Source organism: Meiothermus sp., assembly GCF_026004115.1.
Classification (GTDB): Bacteria; Deinococcota; Deinococci; order Deinococcales; family Thermaceae; genus Meiothermus.
The window spans coordinates 1,630,402-1,651,929 of sequence record NZ_BPIM01000001.1 but is presented as its reverse complement, the minus strand read 5'-3'; the positions used below and the strand labels follow the sequence as shown (position 1 = coordinate 1,651,929).

13 protein-coding genes are annotated in these 21,528 nt (G+C 60.9%); 5 read left to right on the top strand and 8 right to left on the bottom strand.

Translation table 11 applies throughout. The features are described from left to right. The first annotated feature begins 113 nt into the window (after positions 1-113). Together Q0X23_RS07930 and Q0X23_RS07925 are read left to right on the top strand one after the other, a co-directional pair. Positions 114-1,838: an ABC transporter ATP-binding protein gene (locus tag Q0X23_RS07930; RefSeq protein ID WP_297861185.1), complete on the top strand. Its 1,725-nt coding sequence runs from the start codon at positions 114-116 to the stop codon at positions 1,836-1,838. Between the two features lie 81 nt (positions 1,839-1,919). After that, positions 1,920-3,800: an ABC transporter ATP-binding protein gene (locus Q0X23_RS07925; RefSeq protein WP_297859807.1), complete on the top strand. Its 1,881-nt coding sequence runs from the start codon at positions 1,920-1,922 to the stop codon at positions 3,798-3,800. Positions 3,801-3,822: 22 nt separating this feature from the next. Here the strand turns inward: Q0X23_RS07925 and Q0X23_RS07920 are convergent, their stop codons facing one another. Together Q0X23_RS07920 and Q0X23_RS07915 are read right to left on the bottom strand one after the other, a co-directional pair. Further along, entirely contained in the window at positions 3,823-6,501 is a 2,679-nt protein-coding gene (locus Q0X23_RS07920) for a hypothetical protein (protein WP_297859806.1), read from the bottom strand. Between the two features lie 355 nt (positions 6,502-6,856). Continuing rightward, positions 6,857-7,585, bottom strand: a complete 729-nt coding sequence (locus Q0X23_RS07915) for a gamma-glutamyl-gamma-aminobutyrate hydrolase family protein (protein WP_297859805.1) — start codon at positions 7,583-7,585, stop codon at positions 6,857-6,859. Here Q0X23_RS07915 and lysA point away from each other — a divergent pair. The 3 genes from lysA (at position 7,578) to Q0X23_RS07900 (ending at position 13,382) form a co-directional block, all read left to right on the top strand. After that, entirely contained in the window at positions 7,578-8,759 is a 1,182-nt protein-coding gene (gene lysA / locus Q0X23_RS07910; protein ID WP_297859804.1) for a diaminopimelate decarboxylase, read from the top strand. The two genes, Q0X23_RS07915 and lysA, sit on opposite strands and share 8 nt — an antisense overlap. Positions 8,760-9,003: 244 nt before the next feature. Then, positions 9,004-11,097 (top strand): GGDEF domain-containing phosphodiesterase, encoded by a 2,094-nt coding sequence (locus Q0X23_RS07905; protein WP_297859803.1) that lies wholly within the window; start codon positions 9,004-9,006, stop codon positions 11,095-11,097. Between the two features lie 5 nt (positions 11,098-11,102). Continuing rightward, positions 11,103-13,382, top strand: coding sequence for a diguanylate cyclase domain-containing protein (locus Q0X23_RS07900; protein WP_297859802.1), 2,280 nt, complete (start codon positions 11,103-11,105; stop codon positions 13,380-13,382). Between the two features lie 556 nt (positions 13,383-13,938). On the opposite strand, the gene Q0X23_RS07895 is transcribed toward Q0X23_RS07900, so the two are convergent. The 6 genes from Q0X23_RS07895 to Q0X23_RS07870 form a co-directional block, all read right to left on the bottom strand. Continuing rightward, positions 13,939-15,645, bottom strand: a complete 1,707-nt coding sequence (locus tag Q0X23_RS07895; RefSeq protein WP_297859801.1) for a polysaccharide deacetylase family protein — start codon at positions 15,643-15,645, stop codon at positions 13,939-13,941. Positions 15,646-15,863: 218 nt separating this feature from the next. Further along, positions 15,864-17,063 carry an ABC transporter substrate-binding protein gene (locus tag Q0X23_RS07890; protein ID WP_297859800.1) on the bottom strand — a complete coding sequence of 400 codons (1,200 nt, stop codon included), beginning with the start codon at positions 17,061-17,063 and terminating at the stop codon, positions 15,864-15,866. Positions 17,064-17,215: 152 nt separating this feature from the next. After that, complete coding sequence (locus Q0X23_RS07885) at positions 17,216-18,415, bottom strand: ABC transporter substrate-binding protein (protein WP_297859799.1); 1,200 nt, start codon at positions 18,413-18,415, stop codon at positions 17,216-17,218. Positions 18,416-18,835: 420 nt separating this feature from the next. Continuing rightward, positions 18,836-19,630 carry a carbohydrate ABC transporter permease gene (locus Q0X23_RS07880; protein ID WP_297859798.1) on the bottom strand — a complete coding sequence of 265 codons (795 nt, stop codon included), beginning with the start codon at positions 19,628-19,630 and terminating at the stop codon, positions 18,836-18,838. 136 nt (positions 19,631-19,766) lie between these two features. Next, positions 19,767-20,600, bottom strand: coding sequence for a carbohydrate ABC transporter permease (locus Q0X23_RS07875; RefSeq protein ID WP_297859797.1), 834 nt, complete (start codon positions 20,598-20,600; stop codon positions 19,767-19,769). Positions 20,601-20,685: 85 nt separating this feature from the next. Then, a complete protein-coding gene (locus Q0X23_RS07870) occupies positions 20,686-21,477 on the bottom strand; it encodes an SDR family NAD(P)-dependent oxidoreductase (protein ID WP_297859796.1) in 792 nt (263 codons plus the stop codon). Positions 21,478-21,528: the final 51 nt, after the last annotated feature.

Genomic DNA, 21,528 nt, shown 5'->3' with positions numbered 1-21,528 from the left:
GCTCACGCTCCAAAACCATTGGGAGGAATAGAGTGGTACAAATGCAGTCGCCCCGGCAAGACGAACCATCCCCCAGAACTGACCAGTCAGTATTTGGCCCCCTCAAAGCATTGATGCCCTACCTGCGGCGCTATGGCCCTCAGTACCTCTGGGGCATGCTGGCCGGTATCGCCTCGGTGGGCATGGCTTCCCTATCGCCTTATTTCCTGCGCCATGCCATTGACGCCATCCGCGCTGGAGAGGCTTACCTGGTCTGGGTCTGGGCCATTTTTGGTGCTGCCGTGGCCTCGGCCTTTTTCTCCTGGGCCAACCGGCAGCTTCTGGTGGTGGCCAGCCGCTACATTGAACACGACCTGCGCATGGGCTTGTTCAAGAAAGCCCTAGCGCTGGACAGCTATTTTTATAGCCAGAACCGCATTGGCGATCTGATGAACAAGTTCACCACCGACCTAGGCGCAGTGCGCGAGATGCTGGGGGGCGGCATCAACATGGGCAGCCGCCTGCTGATGTTTGTGGTGTTTGCCATAGCCTCCATGTATCTGGTCAGTGTCCCGCTGGCCCTGGCGCTTTCTCTGATCTTCCCCGTCATTTTTGTCATCATGTACTACGTTCTACGCCTGATTGACCAGCGCTACCGCGAGAGTCAGGAGTCCTTCGATAAAATCTCTACCCGCGCCCAGGAGAACTTTTCCGGCATCCGGGTGGTCAAGGGCTTTGCCCTGGAAGAGCGCGAGCTAAAGTCGTTCCAGGCCCTCAACAAGGACTACATCGCCAAAAGCCTGGCCCTGACGCGCGTGGACGGCCCGGTACGGGCCTTAATGGGCCTCCTGATGGGCTTTGCTGCTCTGATTGTGCTTTGGATGGGCGGTGGGATGGTCATCCGGGGCGAGATGACCGCGGGGCAGTTTGTGCAGTTCAACGCCTACCTGATGATGCTGGGCTGGCCGATTGTAGGGCTCGGCTGGACGCTGACCATCTTCCAGCGGGGCTCGACGAGCTACAAGCGGCTCGAGGAGTTCTGGCACGAGCCGGCCCGAATTGCCGACCCATCGAATTCCCTTCTCCCGAACGGGGCAAAGGGGGTGGCTGATGGCTTTTTGCGGGGGGAGGTCAAGTTCGAGGAGGTGAGCCTCGAGCTCGGCGGTCGCAAGGTGCTGGATGGCATCACCCTGACCATCCCGGAGGGCACCACCCTGGGCATTACCGGACGCACCGGCAGCGGCAAGACCCTTTTGGTGAGCCTGATTCCCCGCCTCCTGGATCCCACCGAGGGCCGGGTGCTGGTAGGGGGCTATGACGTAAAACAATTGCCCCTCGCTACCTTGCGGCGGGCTATCGGGATGGTGCCACAGGAGCCCTTTCTCTTCTCCGACACCCTGTTGGAGAACATCTGCTTTGGGCTGCCGGAGGTAGACCTACAGCGGGCCGAGTGGGCCGCCAAGCTGGCCGGGGTGCACGAGGACATTGTGGGTTTTCCCAAAGGCTACAACACCTCGCTGGGCGAGCGCGGCGTGACCCTTTCGGGCGGGCAGCGTCAGCGGGTGGCCCTGGCCCGGGCCCTGGCGCTCAGACCACCCATCCTGATTCTGGACGATGCCATGAGTGCGGTGGATACCGAAACCGAGTCGCGGATTCTATCCGGCCTCAAGAGTATGCTGGGACAGCAGACCACCCTCCTGATCGGTCACCGCACCTCGACCTTGCAGTACGCCGACTGGATTGTGGTCCTGGATCACGGCAAAATCGCTGAAGAGGGCACCCATGAAATGCTGCTGACCACCGGGGGCATCTATGCCGAACTCGACCGCATTCAGCGTCTGCAAGCGGAGGTGGATTAGCGCCCATAGTCTAGAGCGGATAGCTCATAGGCGATATAAAGCCACCCGCCATAAACCACTAGCCATCAGCCGCGGAGCCTTATGCACGAAGAAGAAGCCTTCAAGAAGAGTTTTGACGCCAAACTGGCCCGGCGCATTCTGGTCTACGTGCGGCCCTACTGGAAACAAGTGGGACTGGCCTTGCTGGCCTTGGTAGTGAGCACCCTTACGGCAGCCTCTACCCCGCTGTTTCTCAAATACGCCATAGACAACGCCATCGTGCCGCGCGAGGTACTGCCCCTGGCCCAGCGCTACGAAACCCTGCTCCTTATTTGCTCGCTATTTCTGGCGGTGCGGGTGGTGGACTTCATCGCCAACTATGCCCAGACCTACCTGATTAGCTGGGTAGGGCAGCACATCCTCTACGACCTGCGCTCGGAAATCTTCGCCAAGCTCCAGCGGCTGCACCTGGGCTACTACGACCGCAACCCGGTGGGCCGCCTGATGACCCGCATTACCTCCGATGTGGACGCTATCAACCAGTTCATTACCGGCGGGTTGGTGGGGCTCATTGCCGACTTCGCTCTGATTGTGGGCCTGATGACCTTCATGCTGGTGCTGGACTGGCGGCTGGCGCTGGTGGCTTTTGCCATCATGCCCATTTTCCTGGCCGTGACCACCTGGATCCGCAACGGCATGCGCGAGGCTTACCGGGCCATGCGGCTCCGGCTGGCCAAGGTGAATGCCTCCCTGCAGGAAAACCTGGCCGGGGTTCAGACCACCCAGCTTTTTGTGCGGGAACCGAAAAACGAGTCCCAGTTCAACCTGCTCTCGAGCGACCTCCGCAGGGCGTGGGTGGACATCATCAAGTGGTTCGCTCTGTTTTTTCCGCTGGTGGGCTTTATGGGGGAAATCACCGTGGCCCTGGTGCTGTGGTACGGGGGCGGACAGGTGGTGCAGCAGGCCATAACCCTTGGTCTGCTGGTGGCATTCACCGATTACGTGCGCCAGCTCTTCCAACCCCTGCAAGACCTCTCCGACAAGTTCAACATCTTCCAGGCCGCCATGGCTTCAGCAGAACGCATTTTTGGACTCCTGGATACCGAAGAAGAAGTGTCCGATAAGCCCAGCGCCAGGCAGGTCGAGCGCTTTAGAGGCCAGATTGACTTCGAAAACGTATGGTTCGCCTACGGCAAGCGCGGAGAGGCCAAACCGGACGGAACGGTAGATAAAGAGACCAAAGCGGAGGGCACAGGGGGTTCTAACCCTCCGCCCGAAGACGACTGGGACTGGGTGCTGCGGGGGGTAAGCTTCCAGGTGCGGCCTGGCGAGAAGATTGCCCTGGTGGGGGCTACCGGCGCGGGCAAGACCAGCGTGATTAGCCTGATTGCTCGCTTCTACGATGTGCAGCAGGGAGCCGTGAAGATTGACGGGGTAGATGTGCGCGAGTATGCCCAACGCGACCTGCGCCGCGCGATTGGTATTGTGCTGCAAGACCCTTTCTTGTTTAGCGGTACGATTGAGTCCAACCTGAGGTTGGGAGACGACCGTATTACACTCGAGCGTATTAAGGAGGTGTGCGCTTTTGTTGGGGCCGATGAGTTCATCGTGCGACTGCCCCAGGGCTACCAGACCGTGCTGCACGAGCGGGGGGGTGGGCTTTCCACCGGACAAAAGCAACTGCTGGCGTTGGCTCGGGCCATCCTGCACAACCCCGATATTCTGCTGATTCTGGACGAGGCCACCGCCAACGTAGACTCCGAGACCGAGCAGAAGATTCAGGCAGCGCTCTACCGGGTGATGGAGGGGCGCACCTCGATTGTGATCGCCCACCGCCTCTCGACCATTCGCCATGTGAACCGGATTCTGGTCTTCCGCAAGGGCAAGCTGCTGGAAGAAGGAAGCCACGACGAACTGCTGCGAAAAGGCGGCTACTACGCCAAGCTGTACGAGCTTCAGTACGTGCACGGCAGCGGCGAATAAAGCGGTCTTTGCAAATGTTCTCTTATAGCGCTTCGAGTGCGTCGCGCTGGCGCTCGATGAGGGCCAGCAAACGTGAGAGCAGGGCTTTTTCGGCCAGGATCACCAGCCCTTTTTGCTTCAAGGGCACCAGCACCAGCACCCACTGGGGCAGAGAAATGACCGAGAGCTGAGCAGACTGCCCAGCCAGCTCGTTGGCCAGGTTTAAGAGATCGTCGAAGACCATCTGGGCGCTGCTGGAAGCAAAAGGCAGGCTTCCGGCCACCACCTGGCCCGCCTCGATGAGGGCGATGGCCTCCACACCCCGGATCTGAAACTGGGCCAGCGCTTCGGCCTGGGTAGATGGGACAGAAACAGAAGCCTGTGGTTGGGGTGATGGGGTGGCTTCGGTTGGAGCAGGTTTGGGGGGTTCGGGCTTTGGCGGGGTGCTCAGTGGGGTGGGGGACTCGAACACATCCAGCAAGGACTCGAGGTCGGCTCCTTTGAGCTCCTGAAGTACGCTTTGGGCTGCTGCGTGTTCCTGTGCGAGTTGGGCCACTAGGCGTTCGGCCTCTTCCAGGGCCCGGCGCACCTCGAGCAGGCCGCTCACCCCCAGGCGGGGCAGCCGCTCAGCAGCCGAGTGTAAGAAATCGCACAACGGCTTGAGGCGAAGGGCAGTTTCGCCGCCCACGCTTTTGTGGGTGTTGTAGGCCTCCAAAAGCGCATCTATGCGCCCTCCTAACTCGGCCCGCAGGGTTTCCTGGGCGCGGCGCAGGCGGCCCAGCAAAGCGTGAATTTCGCTCAGATCGGGCAGTTCGCCGGCCTGGAGGTAGGCCCGGGCCTGGGCCACCTTGTCCTCGAGTTCTTCACCCCCCAGACCCTTCATGCTGCGGGCCGCCATCTCGTAGCGCGAGAGCTCCTCGGCCATCGCGGCCCGGCGGGCGGCAATCAGCTCACCCAGGGCCCGCTCCAGGGGGGTGGGGTCGGCGATGCGGCCCTGGGCGAGGGCCTCGCGGGTGGCCTGCAAGGGCTGCTTGAGCTCGATCAGGGACTCCTTGAGGGTCTGCTCGAGGTTGCGAATGCGCACCTCAAGAGCATCCAGCTTGCTCGCCACCAGCCCCCTGGCTTTGTCCACCAGTTGCCCCACGGCCCGCTCGAGTTCGCCCAGGCTCCCGGCACCCTGATCAATCTGCTGGATGAGGCGCCGCTTATCCAGATCGAGGATCTCGAGGGTGGGCAGGGCCTGCACGGTAGCCCTTAGTCCCATGCGCTTGAGGCTTTCCTCTTCGCGCTCGCGGGCCAGTTGGGACAGCAGTTCGGAGAGTTCCTGGCGCAAGGTCTGGAGCGAGGACTCGGAGATATCCAAACCAGCCAGGGCCGTCATGAAGGACTCCACCCTCGGGTGCCCCCGGAAGGGCGAGAGGGCGTGTTCGGCCTCGGTGCGCAGGGCGGCCAGGGCATGCTCGAGACGGGCCTGGCGCTCGCGAACCTCGCGGCTGGCTTTTTCTTCGGCCTCGAGGCCGGCCATGGCCCGCTCCAGCTCCGGTAGTTCCTGCGGTATCCCACCGGCGTGCAAGGTTTCCAGCACCACCGCCAGCCGGGCTTGCACCGGAACGGTTTTTTCGGGGGGCAGCTCGAGGCGGCCCAGCCGGTCGGCCAGCCATTCGTAGCGCACCCGCGCTTCGGCCAGGGCCTCTGCATGGGTGGCCTTGAGTAGTTCGCCAAAAGCCGCCAGGCGCTCTCCCAGGGGGTTGCCGGCCTGTAATTCAGCTTGCAGGGTGGCCAGTTCGCCGGCAATTTTGGGGATGCCCAGCACCGCTGCGTAGCGCTCCTTGAAAGCCTCCAGGTGCCGGGTATCCTCGGCCACGTCAATCTCGCGGATGCGTGACTGCTGCTCGACGGTCAGGGCGTCGAAGTCGAGGTCGAGCACCAGGGCTTCATCGTCGAAGCCATCCGGCGCTCCCTCCACCAGGGCGGGTGCCTCGATGGTGGGGTCCTTGAGCACCACCTGGGGCTCGGTGGGTCGATCCACGGCCGGAATATCTTCGATGGTGTCCAGGGTAATGGCTGTCTCGCTGGTGGGGTTTTGTACCACCGACGATTCGACCAGCTTGCGCATATCTGCAGCCAGGGCCCGGGCCCGTTCAACTTCGGCGGAGGCCAGGGTTTCCTGGGCGTGGGCCTCCTGAATCTGGCGAATCAGGTTTTCCAGACGGCGTACCTTGGGGCCTCCCACGCTCTGCACCCGCTGTAAGGCCATCTCGAGGTCGGCGATGTCACGGGTCTGGCGCAGCAGGGCCGACTGGAGCTTTTCCTCGAGTGTTGCCAACACCTCCTGCCCTTCACGCAGCAAGGCCCGCACCGCCGAGGCCTCGGGGTCTTGTTTGATCACATTAATCAGACCGCGCAAGCGTCCTACCTCGGGCCAGTCCAGGTACAGACTGAAGCGCTTGAGGCCGGCCTCGAGGTCGGTCAGTACGCCTTTGGCATGGGCCGATAGCTTGTCCGTGCCCGCTTTAGTGCCGTTCACTCCGCCAATACCCAGTTCCTTGAGCATCTCTTCGATGCGGCTGCGGGCTGCGTTGGGGCTCATTTTGGTCTGAAGCTCGCGGTAGACCAGGCGTTTGAGAATGACTTCGGCCTGGGACGCATCGAGCTTGTCCGGGCTGATGCCCAGCCGACGCACCCCCTCTTCCAACACCATCCGGGTGCGCTCCCCAAGCATGGGCTCGAGCGATCTACTAAGAGTCTGATACAACGACAAGCCCTGACCTCCGGATAAAACCATAGGATACCCGCACTGAACCTAGTGTATAGCGCACCAAAAAGTAGGGTGGTTCAAAACGACATTAAGAAATCCTCACAGCCGGGTTAAGGCTCCTTCAATTTTCATAGGTAACCTCATCCAGCACGCAAGCGAATCTGAGGGTGGCTCTCACAGGAGCAAAAACGATAGAGCACACATCTTCGCTCTGTCGGTCAAGGAACGAACTCCGTGATCCAAAGTCCGTAGCCCATCGTAAGAGTCCGTCAACATGGTTGAGCCGTAAACCTTGCTTCATTGCAGATCTCCGGGGTGCTCATGGCACAGGCATCTTGGTACCCCTTGAGCGCTGTTCGACAGCAGCCTCCACCAGCGCACGGAAAATACCCCACTGCTGTGGGAGCAGCTCGGGGTGCCACTGCACCCCCAGGTAGAAGGGGTGGCCCTCCAGGGCTACTGCTTCCACAATGCCATCGGGCGCGGTGGCGACCGGACATAGCCCTGGGGCCAGATCTTTGAGGGCCTGGTGGTGGTACGAGTTCACCCGAAAACGGGGCTCAAATAGCTTGTTCAGGGGGCTCTGGCCCGTCTGTTCGACGCTGTGGCCCAGCACCGGCGGCTCGGCTTTCTGGTAGTGTTGCACGCTACGGAAACCCTGGGCGGGCAGATCCTGGTAGAGGTTACCCCCCAGGGCTACGTTCATCACCTGTACCCCCCGGCAAACCCCCAGGGTGGGGATGCCATGCTGGGCGGTGTAGCGGGCCACAAACAGCTCTATGGCATCGCGCTCCAGGCTCACCTCGCCCATCTCCGGGATGGGCTCTTCGCCAAAATGCGCGGGGTCTACATCTACCCCACCGGGCAGCAAGACCCCATCGAGTTGGTGCAGCAGGGCAGGCAGCCTATCGCTGGCCTGGGGGGGAAGGATTACAATGCTCGCACCCTGGCTTTCCAGAGCCCGTACGTAGGGCTCGAGCAGGCCCCAGATTCTGGTTCGAAAAAGACCTTCTGTGCTGCGCGATTGAGGGGTCACACCGATGAGCATGTCCCAATCCTACACCGCCCTGCGACCTGAGTTTAGAGAAGCCCTCAAGGAAGCGGCCCGCCTCTTCCCCACCCCTTTTTACGCCTACGACCTGCAGGTCATTCTGGAGCGGCTGGAGCGTCTGCAAAAAGCCTTTCCGGGTGCTGAAATTTTCTATGCCATGAAGGCCAACCCCCGCCTGGGCCTGCTACGGCGGCTGCTGGAGCGGGGGGCTTTTGTGGAGGCCGTAAGCCTGGGCGAGGTCTACCGGGCGTACAAGGCCGGCTTCCGGCGCAATGAGGTGTTGTTGAATGGGCCGGTCAAGACCCCGGCCATGCTCAAAGAACTGAACCTGGCGGGCATCCCGATTCTGGGCCTCGATTCCCTGGCCGACCTCAATCGGGTAGCCAAGCTACTGCCCAAGGCCCAGGTTCTCTTGCGGGTCAACCCCGACCTGCCCATCGCCACCCACGACCATCTGGCCACCGGGCGCGGCGAGAGCAAGTTTGGCATCCTGCCGGAAGAGGTAGGGGCCGCCCTCGAGCAAGCCCGCCACAGCCACCTGGAAGTGCTGGGCCTGCACATTCACCTGGGGTCGGCCCTCGAGCACCCCGAAGACTACTCGGCGGGCTACCGGGTGATGGACGAGCTTTACCGCACCCACGGCCCCTTTCAGGTGATGAACCTGGGGGGTGGTTTTGGCCTGGGCCTCGACCTGGGCGAGGTAGGAACACAGGCTATCGCACTGGCCCGCAAGCACAGCGCCGAGCTATGGCTCGAGCCGGGGCGTTACCTGGTCGCCGAGGCTGGGGTGCTGGTCACGCGCTGCTGGGGCGTCAAGCGCACCCGGCGCAACTATCTGCTCATTGACGCGGGCATGGGTCAGTTGATCCGGCCCATGCTTTATGGCGCCATCCACCCGGTCGAACCGCTCTACAAAAACCCCCTCCAAGAAACCTACGACCTGGCAGGCCCGGCTTGCGAGTCGGGGGATGTGCTGGCGCGGGATATCACCCTGCCCGAACCCCAGGAGGGCGATTTGCTGGCCATTTTGCAAGGGGGGGCCTACGCCAGCAGCATGAGCAGCAACTACCTCGACACCCCGCGCCCCGCCGAGCTGCTGTGGACCGGTCAAAACTGGGAAATCATCCGCCGTCAGCAAACCTGGGAAGCACTCTTTGAAGACGAGTTATAAAGCACGGGCCTGAATGTGGCCCATGGGTACAGCAAGGGCCGTCCCAAAGGAAGCGAGGCCGCTTCGAGCCCTGGGTGTGTTCAGATGACCCGCCCCACGAGGCCAGATTGGCTACCATCAAAGACAGGGGTGGAAATCATGTCTTTAGAACAAACCACAGGCGCACCTAAAGCATCTGGGAGGGTCGGCCGTGTCGATTCAAAAGACTCCCCTTGAGGATCCCCTTGGCACAACCCGGGGGATCATGGTGGTGCGCACCGACCTCGAGGGGCGCCTTACCTATGCCAACCAGGCCTATCTGAACTACATGGGGCTGCCTGCCCTGCCGCTAGGGGCCAGCGCATTGCAGCATGTGGCCAAAGAAGACCTGCCGCTGGTGCTCTCTACTGTCAATAGAATCCTCGAAAACCCCCTTCGGTCCTGCTGGGTAGAGTTTAGCAAGCCGCTCGAGAAGGCCTGGAACCGCAGCCGCTGGGAGTTGGTGGCGGTGTTAGACCCAGAAGGCCAACCGGTGGGCATTCAGTGCGCAGGCTACGATATCAGCGATTCTTACCGGCAGGCCCGCTTTCAGGAGGCATCCGTAGAACTCCTGGCCTCGGGGCTCAAAGAGGCGCTCTGCTCAACCGAAGTACTGCGGCGGGCCCTGGAGGCAGCTTTTAGGGTGGTGCCGGTGGCGCAGGCCGGTAGCGCTACCCTCCTCCAACCCGAAGGCCACTTTCGCTTTGTGGCGGCCTGGGGCTATGACCTGGAAGCCTTGCAAAGGGTGGTCTTGTACCCCCAAGAACCCCTCTCGCTCAGCCAGCACATCCAGGCTAAGGTCTTTACCCAGACCGACATCGCCCGCTTCAATAGCCGGCTCGACCCTGAACGCCGGGATCTGCTGGAAGGGCCGGGGCGCGCGAGCGAGATCCAGGCTATGCTGGCCACGCCGGTGGTGGTCAAAGGGGTTCCAAGGGCCTACTTGTACCTCGATCACTTCGAACGCGCCGACGCCTTCGACGAGACCGACGTGCGCCATCTGGAGGGTCTGGCCCACCACGTGGCCTGGCTGCTTTACGGAAACGAACTGCAGGAGGAGGTGCGTCTGGGTCGCTACCGCGACCCCCAGACCGGTCTGGACAACCTCCACAGCCTGAAGGAAGTGCTGGTGGAGTCCCTGACGCCTAAAGCCCTGGTGGCTTTGCACTGCCGCTCGCTGGAGCGTATCCGGCGGCTAGAAGGGGAGGGCGTCTGGGCGGCTGTGGTGCGCTCCATTACAGACCTGCTGAAGTCTGAGCTACGCTCAGATGACCGCCTGGCTTTCGACCGGGATTTGTTCTGGCTGCTACTGGAAGGTGTCGAGACCTCCTCGGAGGTTATGGCGGTACTGGCCAGGCTACAAGCGCAGGCGCAGGCACAGCTTGCTTCCCGCTGGCCACAGCTCGACTTTAATCCGCGGGTGGGTGTGGCCTTAGCCCGCCCGGAGATCGCCCTGCACGAGCTTCCCGAGGCTGCCGAAGCTGCCCTGCAACAAGTGCGGCAACCCGGGGGCATCTCTATTTATGAGCCGTTCCTGAGGCAAAACACCCTCGAGGACGACTGGCTACATCAAGCCCTGGCACTGGCGCTGCGGCCGCTCAAAGCGGGTGGTGGTGCGCCCCTGGATTTTTTCCTTCACTTTCAGCCTATTCGACGTCTGGCTGATGGGCAATTGCAGCACCTCGAGGCCCTCTTGCGCTGGCAGCATCCGGAGCGGGGCCTGATTTCCCCGGGGCGGTTTGTGTCCATCGTGGAAGAGGACGGTTGGATGATTGAACTGGGTGACTGGATACTTGGCGAGGCAGTGGCCCGTGCCGCTCAGTGGGGGCTTCCGGTGGCGGTGAACCTGGCAGGCAGCCAGCTTGAGCCAGCCCTTCCCAACCGCATCGCCCATCATCTGCAACGCCATGGTCTGGCCCCGCAGCAACTTGCCCTCGAGGTAACCGAACAGGTACTGCTCGACGAGGGCCGTCTTGCGGTGCTCCAGGACTTGGCCCGCCGGGGGTATTCCCTCCACCTCGACGACTTCGGCACCGGTTTTTCCTCCCTGGATCAAATCGCCCGCTTACCGCTGGCGGCCATCAAGCTGGATCAGGGGTTTGTAAAAAGCCTGGGCCCCAACCCCTCCCCCGGAACCTCCGAAGCCCGCCTTATGAAGGCGGTGCAGGGCTTGGGAAGCGCCTTGGGACTTGAGATCATCGTCGAGGGCATTGAGACCGAGGCACAGCGTCGGTTCCTTTTGGCAGAAGGTTTCTCGCTGGGGCAGGGCTATCTGCTGGGCCGGCCCGCAGCCACGGTCTTGGAGAGGAGGAAAGCTTGAGCCCGATGCCCAACCGCTTCCTATGGACTCTTTCTTATGGGATGGTTGCCATTGGCGCAGTGTTGGGCGCGCTGATTTTGCATTTTTTGGGTTCTTATCTTTCTTATCAACTTCCTTTCCTCATGATTTTTACAGCCACCACGGCCAGCGTTTATGGCCTGCTTTGGGGGCTTCTGGCCGCTGGAGCATCCGCTTTTCTCCTGGCGCTCACAGGGGGGTTTGAGGCTCTCGATGGTGCATTGCTACTGCTATCTGCAACGATTGCTTATGGGGTGGGAGAAAGCCTTCGCAGGGCCCACCGCCGTGCCAAAGCTTTGCTTCGCAGCCACCAGCTCATTGCGGCGGCCCTGGAGGTTCTTCCTGCACTCGAAAACCGCCGTACCCTCCTGGAAAACCTTCCGCAGCGCCTGAACCATTTAGTGTCGGGCGGTCACGTAAGCGTCTGGTTGCCTCAGGAACAAGCTTTTCTGTTGCTGGCTAGTGCTCCGGCCCTTGGCCTCCACAAGGTTTCGGCCCAGGGTGTGGTAGGACAAGCGTTTCGTGAAGGCAAGCCGGTATGCGTACAGAACGTACGGAAAGAGCCGGCCTTCATTGGCGCCTCGGGCTTTTCCACCCTGGCCGAGCTGGCCCTTCCCCTTTACGAGCGAGGGGAGGTGGTGGCGGTACTCAATCTGGAGAAGATCAAGCCATTTTTACCCGAGGAAATAGAGGGCTTAGTGAGGTTTGCCGAAGCGGTCAGCCTTCAACTAGACCGGCTGAGCGACCTCGAGGTACGTTACCTACTTTCCGACCTCGCGGTGGGGCTGCAAAAAGTACATTCCCTTAAGGAGGCTTCGGAAATGGCCCTCTCGCTGCTGCTGCAAGGCCTCTCCCTCGAGGCCGGGGTGATCTGGGAGGCTCGAGGGGCCCACATGCAAGCTATTGCTTACCAGGGAGTGACCGAAGCCAGCTTATTGGAGGTTTTGCGGGACGGGCTGCCGTACGGGCAGGGCCTGGCCTGGGATGTGTACGCCTCGGGAAAGCCCTTTTTCACACAGCACTACGCAGCAGAGCCCTACGGGGTTCGTGCTTTGCAGGCGCTGGACTGGCGCACTTTTGTGGCCCACCCCGTCCCGACCTCCGGCTCCAATCGAAGCCGCTTTGTCTTGGTTACAGGTACACGCAGCGAAAGAGTCTGGCGCAATGCAGAGCGGGAGCTACTGCAGCTTTTTTGTCAAACCCTGGGCATTGGGTTTGAGCGTTTGGTAGAGAAATTCCGGCATGAAGTTACTAATAGTCTGCTGCAGGAACTGCTGGAGCAGCCCTCAGAGAACCTCTATCAGCGGGTACTGGAGGAAGCCATCGGCCAGGTGCCAGGCAGCGAAGCGGGAAGCTTGTTGGTACTGGAGCAGGGGCTCTACCGATACAAAGCCGCTGTAGGGTACGACCTCGAGGCATTGCAGGCCACACCTTTTAGCCACACAGACATGCTCAAATGGTACGGTTTGGGGGAGGAGAGTTCATGCCAGGGGGAGCCTCGCATTTTGAGCACAAAAACCAAAGCCATTGCAGAGGTCAGCTACGAAACAGCACCTCAGGAAATTATGGACTCTGCTGGCAAGGTTCAGGAAATTCAGGCCAACCTTTGCCTGCCCATCCCTTATCAAGGCCAGGTGTTGGCCTACCTTAACTTAGATAACCTGCACGACGCCCAGGGTTTCGGGGAGGATAGCCTGCGCGCAGCGCAGTTTTTCGCTTCTCCCTTGGCTACACTGCTGCACGATAGCAGAATCCACCGCCTACTGGAGGAAGCCGCCCTCACCGACTCTCTTACCAAGCTTCCCAACCGACGCGCCTTCGACAAAATTTTGCGGGAAGAACTCGAGCGGGCTGTTCGGCACGGCTATCCGCTTTCCTTAGCAGTGATGGACTTAAAGGGCTTCAAGACCATCAACGACACCCTGGGCCACGCCACCGGGGACCTAGCCCTCATTAAAGTGGCCGAACACCTTGAAGCGGAGCGGCGCTCGGGAGACCACCTGTTCCGCTGGGGCGGCGATGAGTTTGCAGCCATCTTCCCGCATACCCGCAAAAATGAAGCGCTCGCGGTCACCTCCCGCTATGCCCATGCCATCGAGTCGATAAGCTTTAACAAACTGCCCCTGCGAGCAGATATTGGACTTGCCGCATATCCAGAAGATGGCGCAACGCCGGATGCGCTCCTAATTGCGGCAGATAACCGCATGTACGAAGCCAAAGCCAGGGGCATTTTCGCTACCAGCGAAACCGAGAGCGGAATGCCATAAATAGGCAGCTTCATTTCGATCCCAGATTAGAGCGGTACCCACGAATACTCGGTACGGCGGGGTTTACTGTGCCAGGTACATTACGTTTCACTGTGAGAGACTGTCTGATATTATTTAGTTCCTAATTTTCCGAACAATCATCCAAAATGTCGCTCGCAAGAAAAGGTTTTGATAGAGGGTTCCGCAGATGGGCACTGCCCCCACCCGACCTCCCCCGCTGGGGGAGAAGAGGAGGTTTTTCGCCAAGGCCAAATGGAATGCAACAGGTAGGTTCTTATGATACCAGATTCGGTTAGTTCGGCGCCGGATGGCGGCGAACTAACAGGGCCGAAGTTATCCGCGTAGCGGAGGGCGTAAGCCCCTTGGAAGTTATCCGCGTAGCGGAGGGCGATACCGCCCCTTGGAAGGCAGACGCTTTCTTCGCCGACCGAAAGGGCGGGGGGTGCTCTAGGATTCAAAAAGATAGCCTCTGGGGGTCTCTGGTTTGGATCGGTATTATGGTTAGAAGATTGGCTTCCTAGAGCCTTCTCAGACAGTCTCTTAGCTCTGTAGCCGATTAGTTCTGTCTGGCAGCAGTAGGGCTCCGGGCCTGCTCGAGCTGCCCCAAAAGCACAATGGCATGCGGTACCGGTCGGCTGGGCACCCCGTCCCACCGCCGACCCACTGCCACCAACCGGTCCTGGTACACCAGCGAGGTCGAGTAACCCGAATCCAACAAGACAGCCTCTTCGACTCCCGCCGCTGCGGCCATCCGGGCCAGCAGGGCTGTGCTCACCGGCTGCAAGGAGGCGCCCAGCACCGGCTCGCCCTGGGCATAGCCAAAAAACACCCTGGGGCGGGGTTCCCAGTGGTCGGCGGGGGGGTTCTTGAGCGGCCAGACCGCCTTGCCCCCCCGCACCATCCAGACTCCGCCCACAAAAAGGTCGGTATAGTCCGGCATGAAGCGCCGGATCGAGTCGGGCCGGTTCATGTCGAACTTAAGCGGCACAAAAATCATGCGTTTGGGGTTCCAGGCCACCAGGGGGCGCTCCACAATCCGGTACATCACATAAGGGTTGCGCTCCGGAATGAAAAAGCGTTTGGGCGCTGCCACAATGGGCCCTACCATGGTGTTGTCCTGGGCTTTGAGGTCAGGGTCGGCAAAAAAGGTGCCGTTGATGCCGGCCACCGCTCCAGCCTGCTGTACAAAGTCGCGCACACTCTCGCGGTAGCTCGAGAGCCGGCTTTCGGCCCGCCCCCCCCGAATCATGGCCCAGCGCACGCCCAGGTCGCGGCGGTACTCCAGGCGCACGGGTGTTTCTTTCAGGCGGCGCTCCACAATGCCGATCCGCTCTTGGGGTTTGTCCTCGGGGTTGAGGGTATACCACGCGCGGGGCATCTGGGTCTGGATGTAGCGGCCAATGGCCAGCATATCCGGCGAGTCGCCCGGCAGGCGCCAGTCTGTGGTGAAGCCCATGACATAGCCCGCCTCGCGGGCCAGTTTGAGGGTCAGGGCATCGGCCTTGCCTTCGGGATAGGCAACGTAGACCACCGGGCGGCCTAATTGGCGTTCCAGCGCCCACTTCGACTCCAAAAGCTCCCGACGCTGCTCCGGCTGCGCGAGCTGGGTCAGGTCGCGGTGCGAGGCGGTATGGGAACCAATCGTCACCAGCCCTTCTCGATCCAGTTTGCGCAGTGTGGCCCAGTTCATGCGGGCCCGGGGCCCTCCGCGCCCCACGAAATCGGTGTGGACAAACATGGCCGCCGGGATTTTTTCACGTTTGAGGATGGGATAGATATGCTCGTAGAAGCCCTGGTGGTTGTCGTCGAAAGTGAGGGCTACAGGATTTTTTGGCAAAGGCGCGTTCAGGGTCAGGTGTCGGCGAAGTTGATCGAGGGTAATAAAACGAGCGCCCCTGGCCTTGAGCCAGGCGAGCTGCTGCTCGAACTCCTGGGGGGTTATGTCCCACCAGACATTATCCGCAGTGTGCCTGGGGAACACATCGTGGTAATTGAGCACAATGGCTTCCCCCGAGGCACGAGGGTTGAGCGGGCGGTAGACCGCTTCCAAAAGCTGAGCCTTCAATCGCCTGGTAGCAGCATCCAAGCGGGCTTTCGGAGGCCGGATTTTTCGTTCGCACAAGACACTAAGCGGCACAATTCCGATACTCTGCAAGTCTACAAAGTCCTGCCCAGGTCGCAGAAATCCGTACCATTGCCAGGCCGACCAACCCATCCCCCCAAGCAAACCCAGCACTCCCAATACAAGCAAGAATCGTCTCATAGCCCCCATCTACAACTACAGTCTTTCACAGTCCTTTGCACAGGCTGTGCAAAAGCACCATGATGGTAGTTTTATACCCCACCCCTGTCAGCGGAGCGTGACAGAGGCCGAAAGCCTAAAGCTCGAGCAGAAACTTGCCATTTACATCGCGGCCTTTGACTACCGTGCTTTACCCACTAACCCCAGCGGTTTTTTTGCCCGACGACCCAGAACCGCCATCAGCGTGCAGCTTCCGCTTTGCGCTGGGCTTCTTCCAGGGCCTGGCGGGCGGGCACACTACCCTTGAGGGCTTTTTCCAGGGCTTCTTCCAGGAAGTTGCGCCACACGGCAAATTGCGGTACCCGGGGGCGGGGCTGGGCCACCGCCACCTGCTCAAAGGCCACCTTGCGGTAGGGGTTCTCGCGGTAGAAGGCTTCCAGCAAGGGCGTCGCCGACTTGCGCAAGGGCACATAATAGCTGGCCTCCACCCAGGTTTTGATGTTCTGGGGTTCCATCAGGAACCGCCAGAACTCGAAAGCCCCGCGCTGCTGCTCCGGGCTGGCCCCACGCAGCACCACCAGTTGTGCTCCGCCCAGCGGAACCTTGCCACCGGGTTCACGGGGGATGGGGGCCACCCCCAGCTTGAAGGCGAAGGAAGCATTCTCGGCAGCCGGCCAGTTGGCAATCGAGGCCATGACCATCATGCCCTTGGTGCGGATGAAGTCGGTCTGGGCAAAAAAGCTCTCGGAGAGGTTGCGCACACTGGTACTGCCTTCGCGTCCCAGGCGTTGCAGGAACTCGAGGGCCTCTACCACCTCACGAGAGGTAAAGTTGGGCCGTCCATCGGCAGTGACCAGGTTACCCCCCCGGCTGGTCACCTGGGCCTCGAAGGTCCACGACTCCGACAGGGCAATAAAGCCCTTGGAAGTACGGCTCGTGAGCCCCTTGGCCGCTTGCTCGAACTCCCGCCAGTTGCTGGGCACTTTGAGCCCCCTGGCCCGCAGTTGGTTCTCGTTAAAGAAGAGCACCGGGGTCGAGGTGTTGAAGGGCAGCCCAAAACGGCGATTGTTGATGAGCCCATAATCCCAGGCGGCCTCGAACAAATCGTCCGTGAAGGCTTTGGGCAAAGCGTTCGCCAGCTCATCCAGCGGCAGCACCACCCCCTCGGCTACCAGGCGGGGGAACAGCAGAATCTCGGCCTGGAACATAACCGGCGCACCCCCGGCCCGCAGGGCTGCCAGGAGCCGGGTCTCACCCTCGCGGTAGTCGCCAATCAGACGCGGTGTGACCCGGTAGTTGCGCTGCGAGGCATTGAAGGCGCTCGCAAACTGGTTGATGACCCGCTCGGCGGGGCCATCCATGCTGTGCCAGAAGGAAATTTCGGTCTGAGCCGAGGCCAATCCGGTTAGCAAAACCAACGAAGCTAGCAGATGCTTCACACGTTCCTCCTGTGAGTAGCTCTATTCTACGCACAAACAGAAAACCATCCAGCCATCAGCAGGGGGTCAGGGGCATGGGAGGGATAACCATCAGATGTACGATCTCCTGGTCATACGCAAGCAAAAACCCCGGCTTTCGCCGGGGCTGTCTACTAGCGCCGCTCTACGGCGTTGGCCCTTCGTTGGGCCTCTTCCAGCACCTGCCGGGGGTTAGCGTTGCCTTTGAGGGCGCGCTCGAGGGCATCCTCCAAAAAGCTGTACCAGACAGTAAACTCGGGGTCTTGCAGCCATACTTCGGCATACTCCACCTGGCTAAAGGCCACCCGGCGGCGGGGGTCTTCGCGGTAGAAGTCCTCCAGCAGGGGCTGCGCTGCCCGGCGCATGGGCATGTAGTAGGTAGCCCGCACCCACTTGGCAATGTTGGCCGGCTCCATCAGGAAACGCCAGAAAGCCACCGCACCCCGCGCCTGCTGCTCACTGGCCCCCCGCAGCACCACCAGCGTACCCCCGGCCAGCGGCACTTTACCGCCTTCCGAGCGCGGCACCGCGGCCACACCCAGCTTGAAGGGGATGGGTGCGCGGTTTTCGATGAGAGGCCACATGGTGATGGGCGCAATGCCCATGAAGGTTTTGGTACGCAAGAAGTCCGCGACCGAGAACTGGGCTTCGGCGATGTTGCGGCTTTGGGCGATGTTGCGCTTCACCAGGTCTTGCAGGTACTGAAGGCTCTCCACCGCCTTGGCGTTGGTGAAGTCGGGGCGACCCTGCTCGTTGACGATGGCCCCCCCTCGGCTCATCACCAACACGTTGAAGCTATAGATGTCGCTCGAGACCGTGTACCCTTTGGCGGCGCGGGTGGTGAGGCGTTGGGCCGCCGTGGCCACATCGTCCCAGGTGCGCGGCGCCCCCAGTCCACGGGCGGCAAACTGGTCGGCGTTGTAGAAAAATACCGGGATGGACAGGCCAATCGGCAAACCATAGGTACGACCCCGCAACTTGCCCACTTGCAAGAAGCTCGGATAAAAATCGCTCGGCAGGTTGCCCAGATACTCGTCCAGCGGTAGGGCTACGTTGTCCTGGGCCATGCGGCCTAAAAAAGAGATTTCGGCATGGAACAGCGCTGGCGCACCGCCCGAACGCAAGGCAGCCAGCAGCTTCAGGCCCCCCTCGCGGTAGTCGCCCACAAAGCTCGGTACGATGCGGTACTCCCGCTGTGAGGCGTTAAACTCGCGGATCATACCCTCCAGCACCTCCTGGCCGGGCGGCCCCGCCGTGTGCCAGAAGGGAACTTCTACCGGGCGTTGGGCCCAGGCCAGCCCCAACCCCATCACAAGCAACATCAACAGACGCATGGACTTAATCATCCTCCACGGTTTGCCTTTGCAAACCCTTACCAGTTTGCCATACCGAGGATGAGAAAGGCGTTCAAGGAACTAAAGCAGCGGACAAAGATCAGGGTGAGGAAAAGGCCAGGGCTGGATGCTGCCACGACTTGCAGGGAGCGGAGGATCTAGAGATTGTGCAGCATCTCATACCGGATTCAAAAAGATAATCATCCAAACTAAAGACCCCCAGAGGCTATCTTTTTGAATCCTAGAGCACTCCCTTCCAAGGGGCGGTATCGCCCTCCGCTACGCGGATAACTTCCAAGGGGCGGTATCGCCCTCCGCTACGCGGATAACTTCCAAGGGGCGGTATCGCCCTCCGCTACGCGGATAACTTCGGCCCTGTTAGTTCGGCGCCATACGGCGCCGAACTGACCGAATCTGGTATCAGCCCTTGAGCCCTTCTTCAAAGGTCTCTACAATGCGCCGTTCGTAGAGCAGGTAGATGATGATCAAAGGCAAAGTTGCAGCCAGGGCGGCTGCCGAGAGCGGCCCCCAGTCGGCAGGATTCTGGCGCTGCAAATCGGTAATCCAGGTTTGCACGGTTTTGAGTTCCTTGCTACCCGCGACAATGCGCGGGTAGAGCACCAGGTTCCAGTGGGCAGCAAAGGCCAGCACCCCCGCTGCAATCAGTTGGGGGCGCAATAGCGGTAACAGAATGCGCGTCAGCAGGACCCGATGACCCGCGCCGTCCAGCCGGGCGGCCTCCAGCAATTCCTCCGGTACGGTACGCATCCCCTGGAAGAGCAGGTACACGATAAAAGGACTCGCCGCAAAGGGAAGTACCAAAGCCCAAAGGGTATCCAGAATCTTCAGGCCGACCAGCAGGCCGTACAAGGGAACCAGCAGCAGTTCCACTGGAATGGCCAGCAACACCAGAAAGAACGGCAAAATTTTCGCGCCTTCCTTGATGGCATAGGCCGCTAGAAAGCCGGTGGTGAGCTGCAGCAAAGTCACGCCGCCGGTCAGGAGCACCGAGAACAGCAAACGCCCCCAGAAGCCCTCCCAGAAACCGCCCCGGCCCAGCACCTCGAAGTTGGCCAGGCTAAAGCCCAAATTTCCAAAGATATCGCCACTAAATACCGCTTCCGGTGGAATGAAGGCCGCATAGGCCATCCAGACAAAGGGCAGGGCCACCAGCAGGGCCACCGTTGCCACCAACAAATGCCCTAACCAGCGCATGCACGAACCTCCAGATTGGTACAAGGACATAAGGGCATTAGGGCAGGGAGAAGCAGTCGAACACGCCCAACCCCCCGCAGCTCGAGCCCATCGGCACCACGCACCCCAGTCCGTGCGGAGCATACGGTCTTATGGTTCATTTCTCCTCCCGCAAGAGCCGGGCCTGCGCCAGGGCAAAGGCCAGGGTGAGCAGCAAGATGATGACCGTGAGGGCGGCGGCGTAGCCCAGGCGGCCCACTTCAAAGCCGGTTTTGTAGAGGTAGTAGCCCAGCACCTCGGTGCCGCCAAAAGGGCCGCCCCGGGTCAGCAGGAACACCGCCGTGTAGCCCTGTAAGGTGAGCACCGTACCAATAACCACCAGAAACGTAATGGCCGGGCGCAGCAGGGGCAGGGTGATGTAGCGGAAAGCCTGGGAAGCGGTGGCCCCGTCCACGGCGGCGGCCTCGAGCAGCGTTTTGGGAATGGCCTTGAGGCGGGCCGAAACCACCAGTACCCCATAGCCAATGTGCCGCCAGATGGTGAAGAGCATAATCAGAATCAGCGCCCAAAAAGGACTCTGATCCCAGCGCGGCACCGGCAGTACCGAAGCCAGTGCGCCGTACTCGGGTGAAAACAGGGTATACCAGGCCACCGTCGCCCCGCCCAGCGTGACCAGCCCCGGCAAAAAGAGCAGGGCTTTGATGGGGCGTTCGTAGGGCTGGCCGTCCAGCGCCAGGGCCAGCAGTATCGAGAGAATCACAAAGGGAATCAGGGTCATGACCCCAAAGATCAGGGTAATGCGCAGGCTATTGTAAAAATCGGGGTCGCGCAGAATGTTGCGGTAGTTCTCGAGGCCAATTACCCTGGGCTCCGACAACCCCGACCAGTCCCAGGTCGAAAAACGCAGCACATCTAGAAAGGGGTACAGCAAAAACAGGCCCAGCAGCGCCACCGCCGGGAGTGCAAACCAGTGAGCATTGTTGCGACCCATGCACCACCCACGTCGGCCCCGGAGGGCCAAACAGCATCAGGGTACTATACCAAAGCCCCAGGGTTTGTTTGCGGCACAGTTTTTTTTAAAGAGGTGGGGTGAACCGCCCGTCAATAGCCGTCCAGCCACCATCCACAAACAAAATGGTGCCGGTAATGTAGGAGGCCGCCGGTGAGGCCAGGAAAGCCACTGCTGCAGCCACTTCCTCGGGGCGGCCCCAGCGGCGCAAGATGTTGCGCTCGGCGTAGGCGTTGTACCAGTCGGGCTTGCTCTTGATGGGCGCGGTGAGGGGGGTATCAATCACACCAGGACCAATGGCATTGGCCCGCACCCCTTTGGAACCTAGCTCTACCGCCAAACCCCGGACGAGTTGCACGGTTCCGGCCTTGGTCATGGCGTAGACCGACTGCCCCGGCTCCACCACCAGCGAGCGGATGGAAGAAAAGGCTACGAGCGAGCCTGAGCCTTGTTGGGCCATGACCCGGCCTGCTTCAGTCAGTACGTTAAAAGTGCCCTTGAGATTGACGTTCACCACCCGGTCGAACTCTTCGCCGGTGTAGCTCAGGATGGGCTTACGGACGTTGATGCTGGGGGTCGTGACCGCCACGTCCAGCCGACCGTAGCGCTCCACAATACCCGCAATGAGCCCCTTGACCCCCTCGGCATCGGTAATGTTGACCTCGAGGGCCTCGGCTTGCCCACCGCTGGCCTTAATTTTTTCCACGGTTTCGGCGGCGAACTCGGCTTTCATATCCGCGACCACCACAGCTGCCCCCTGGGCCGCCAGGGCCTCGCAAGAAGCCTGCCCAATCCCCGAACCCCCACCCACCACCAAGGCCACCTGGCCGTCCAGTCGAAACATGTCTTTGTAGTTCATGTGTACCTCGCTTACAGCCTACCGCCCTTGGCCAAGAGCAACTGGCTATCG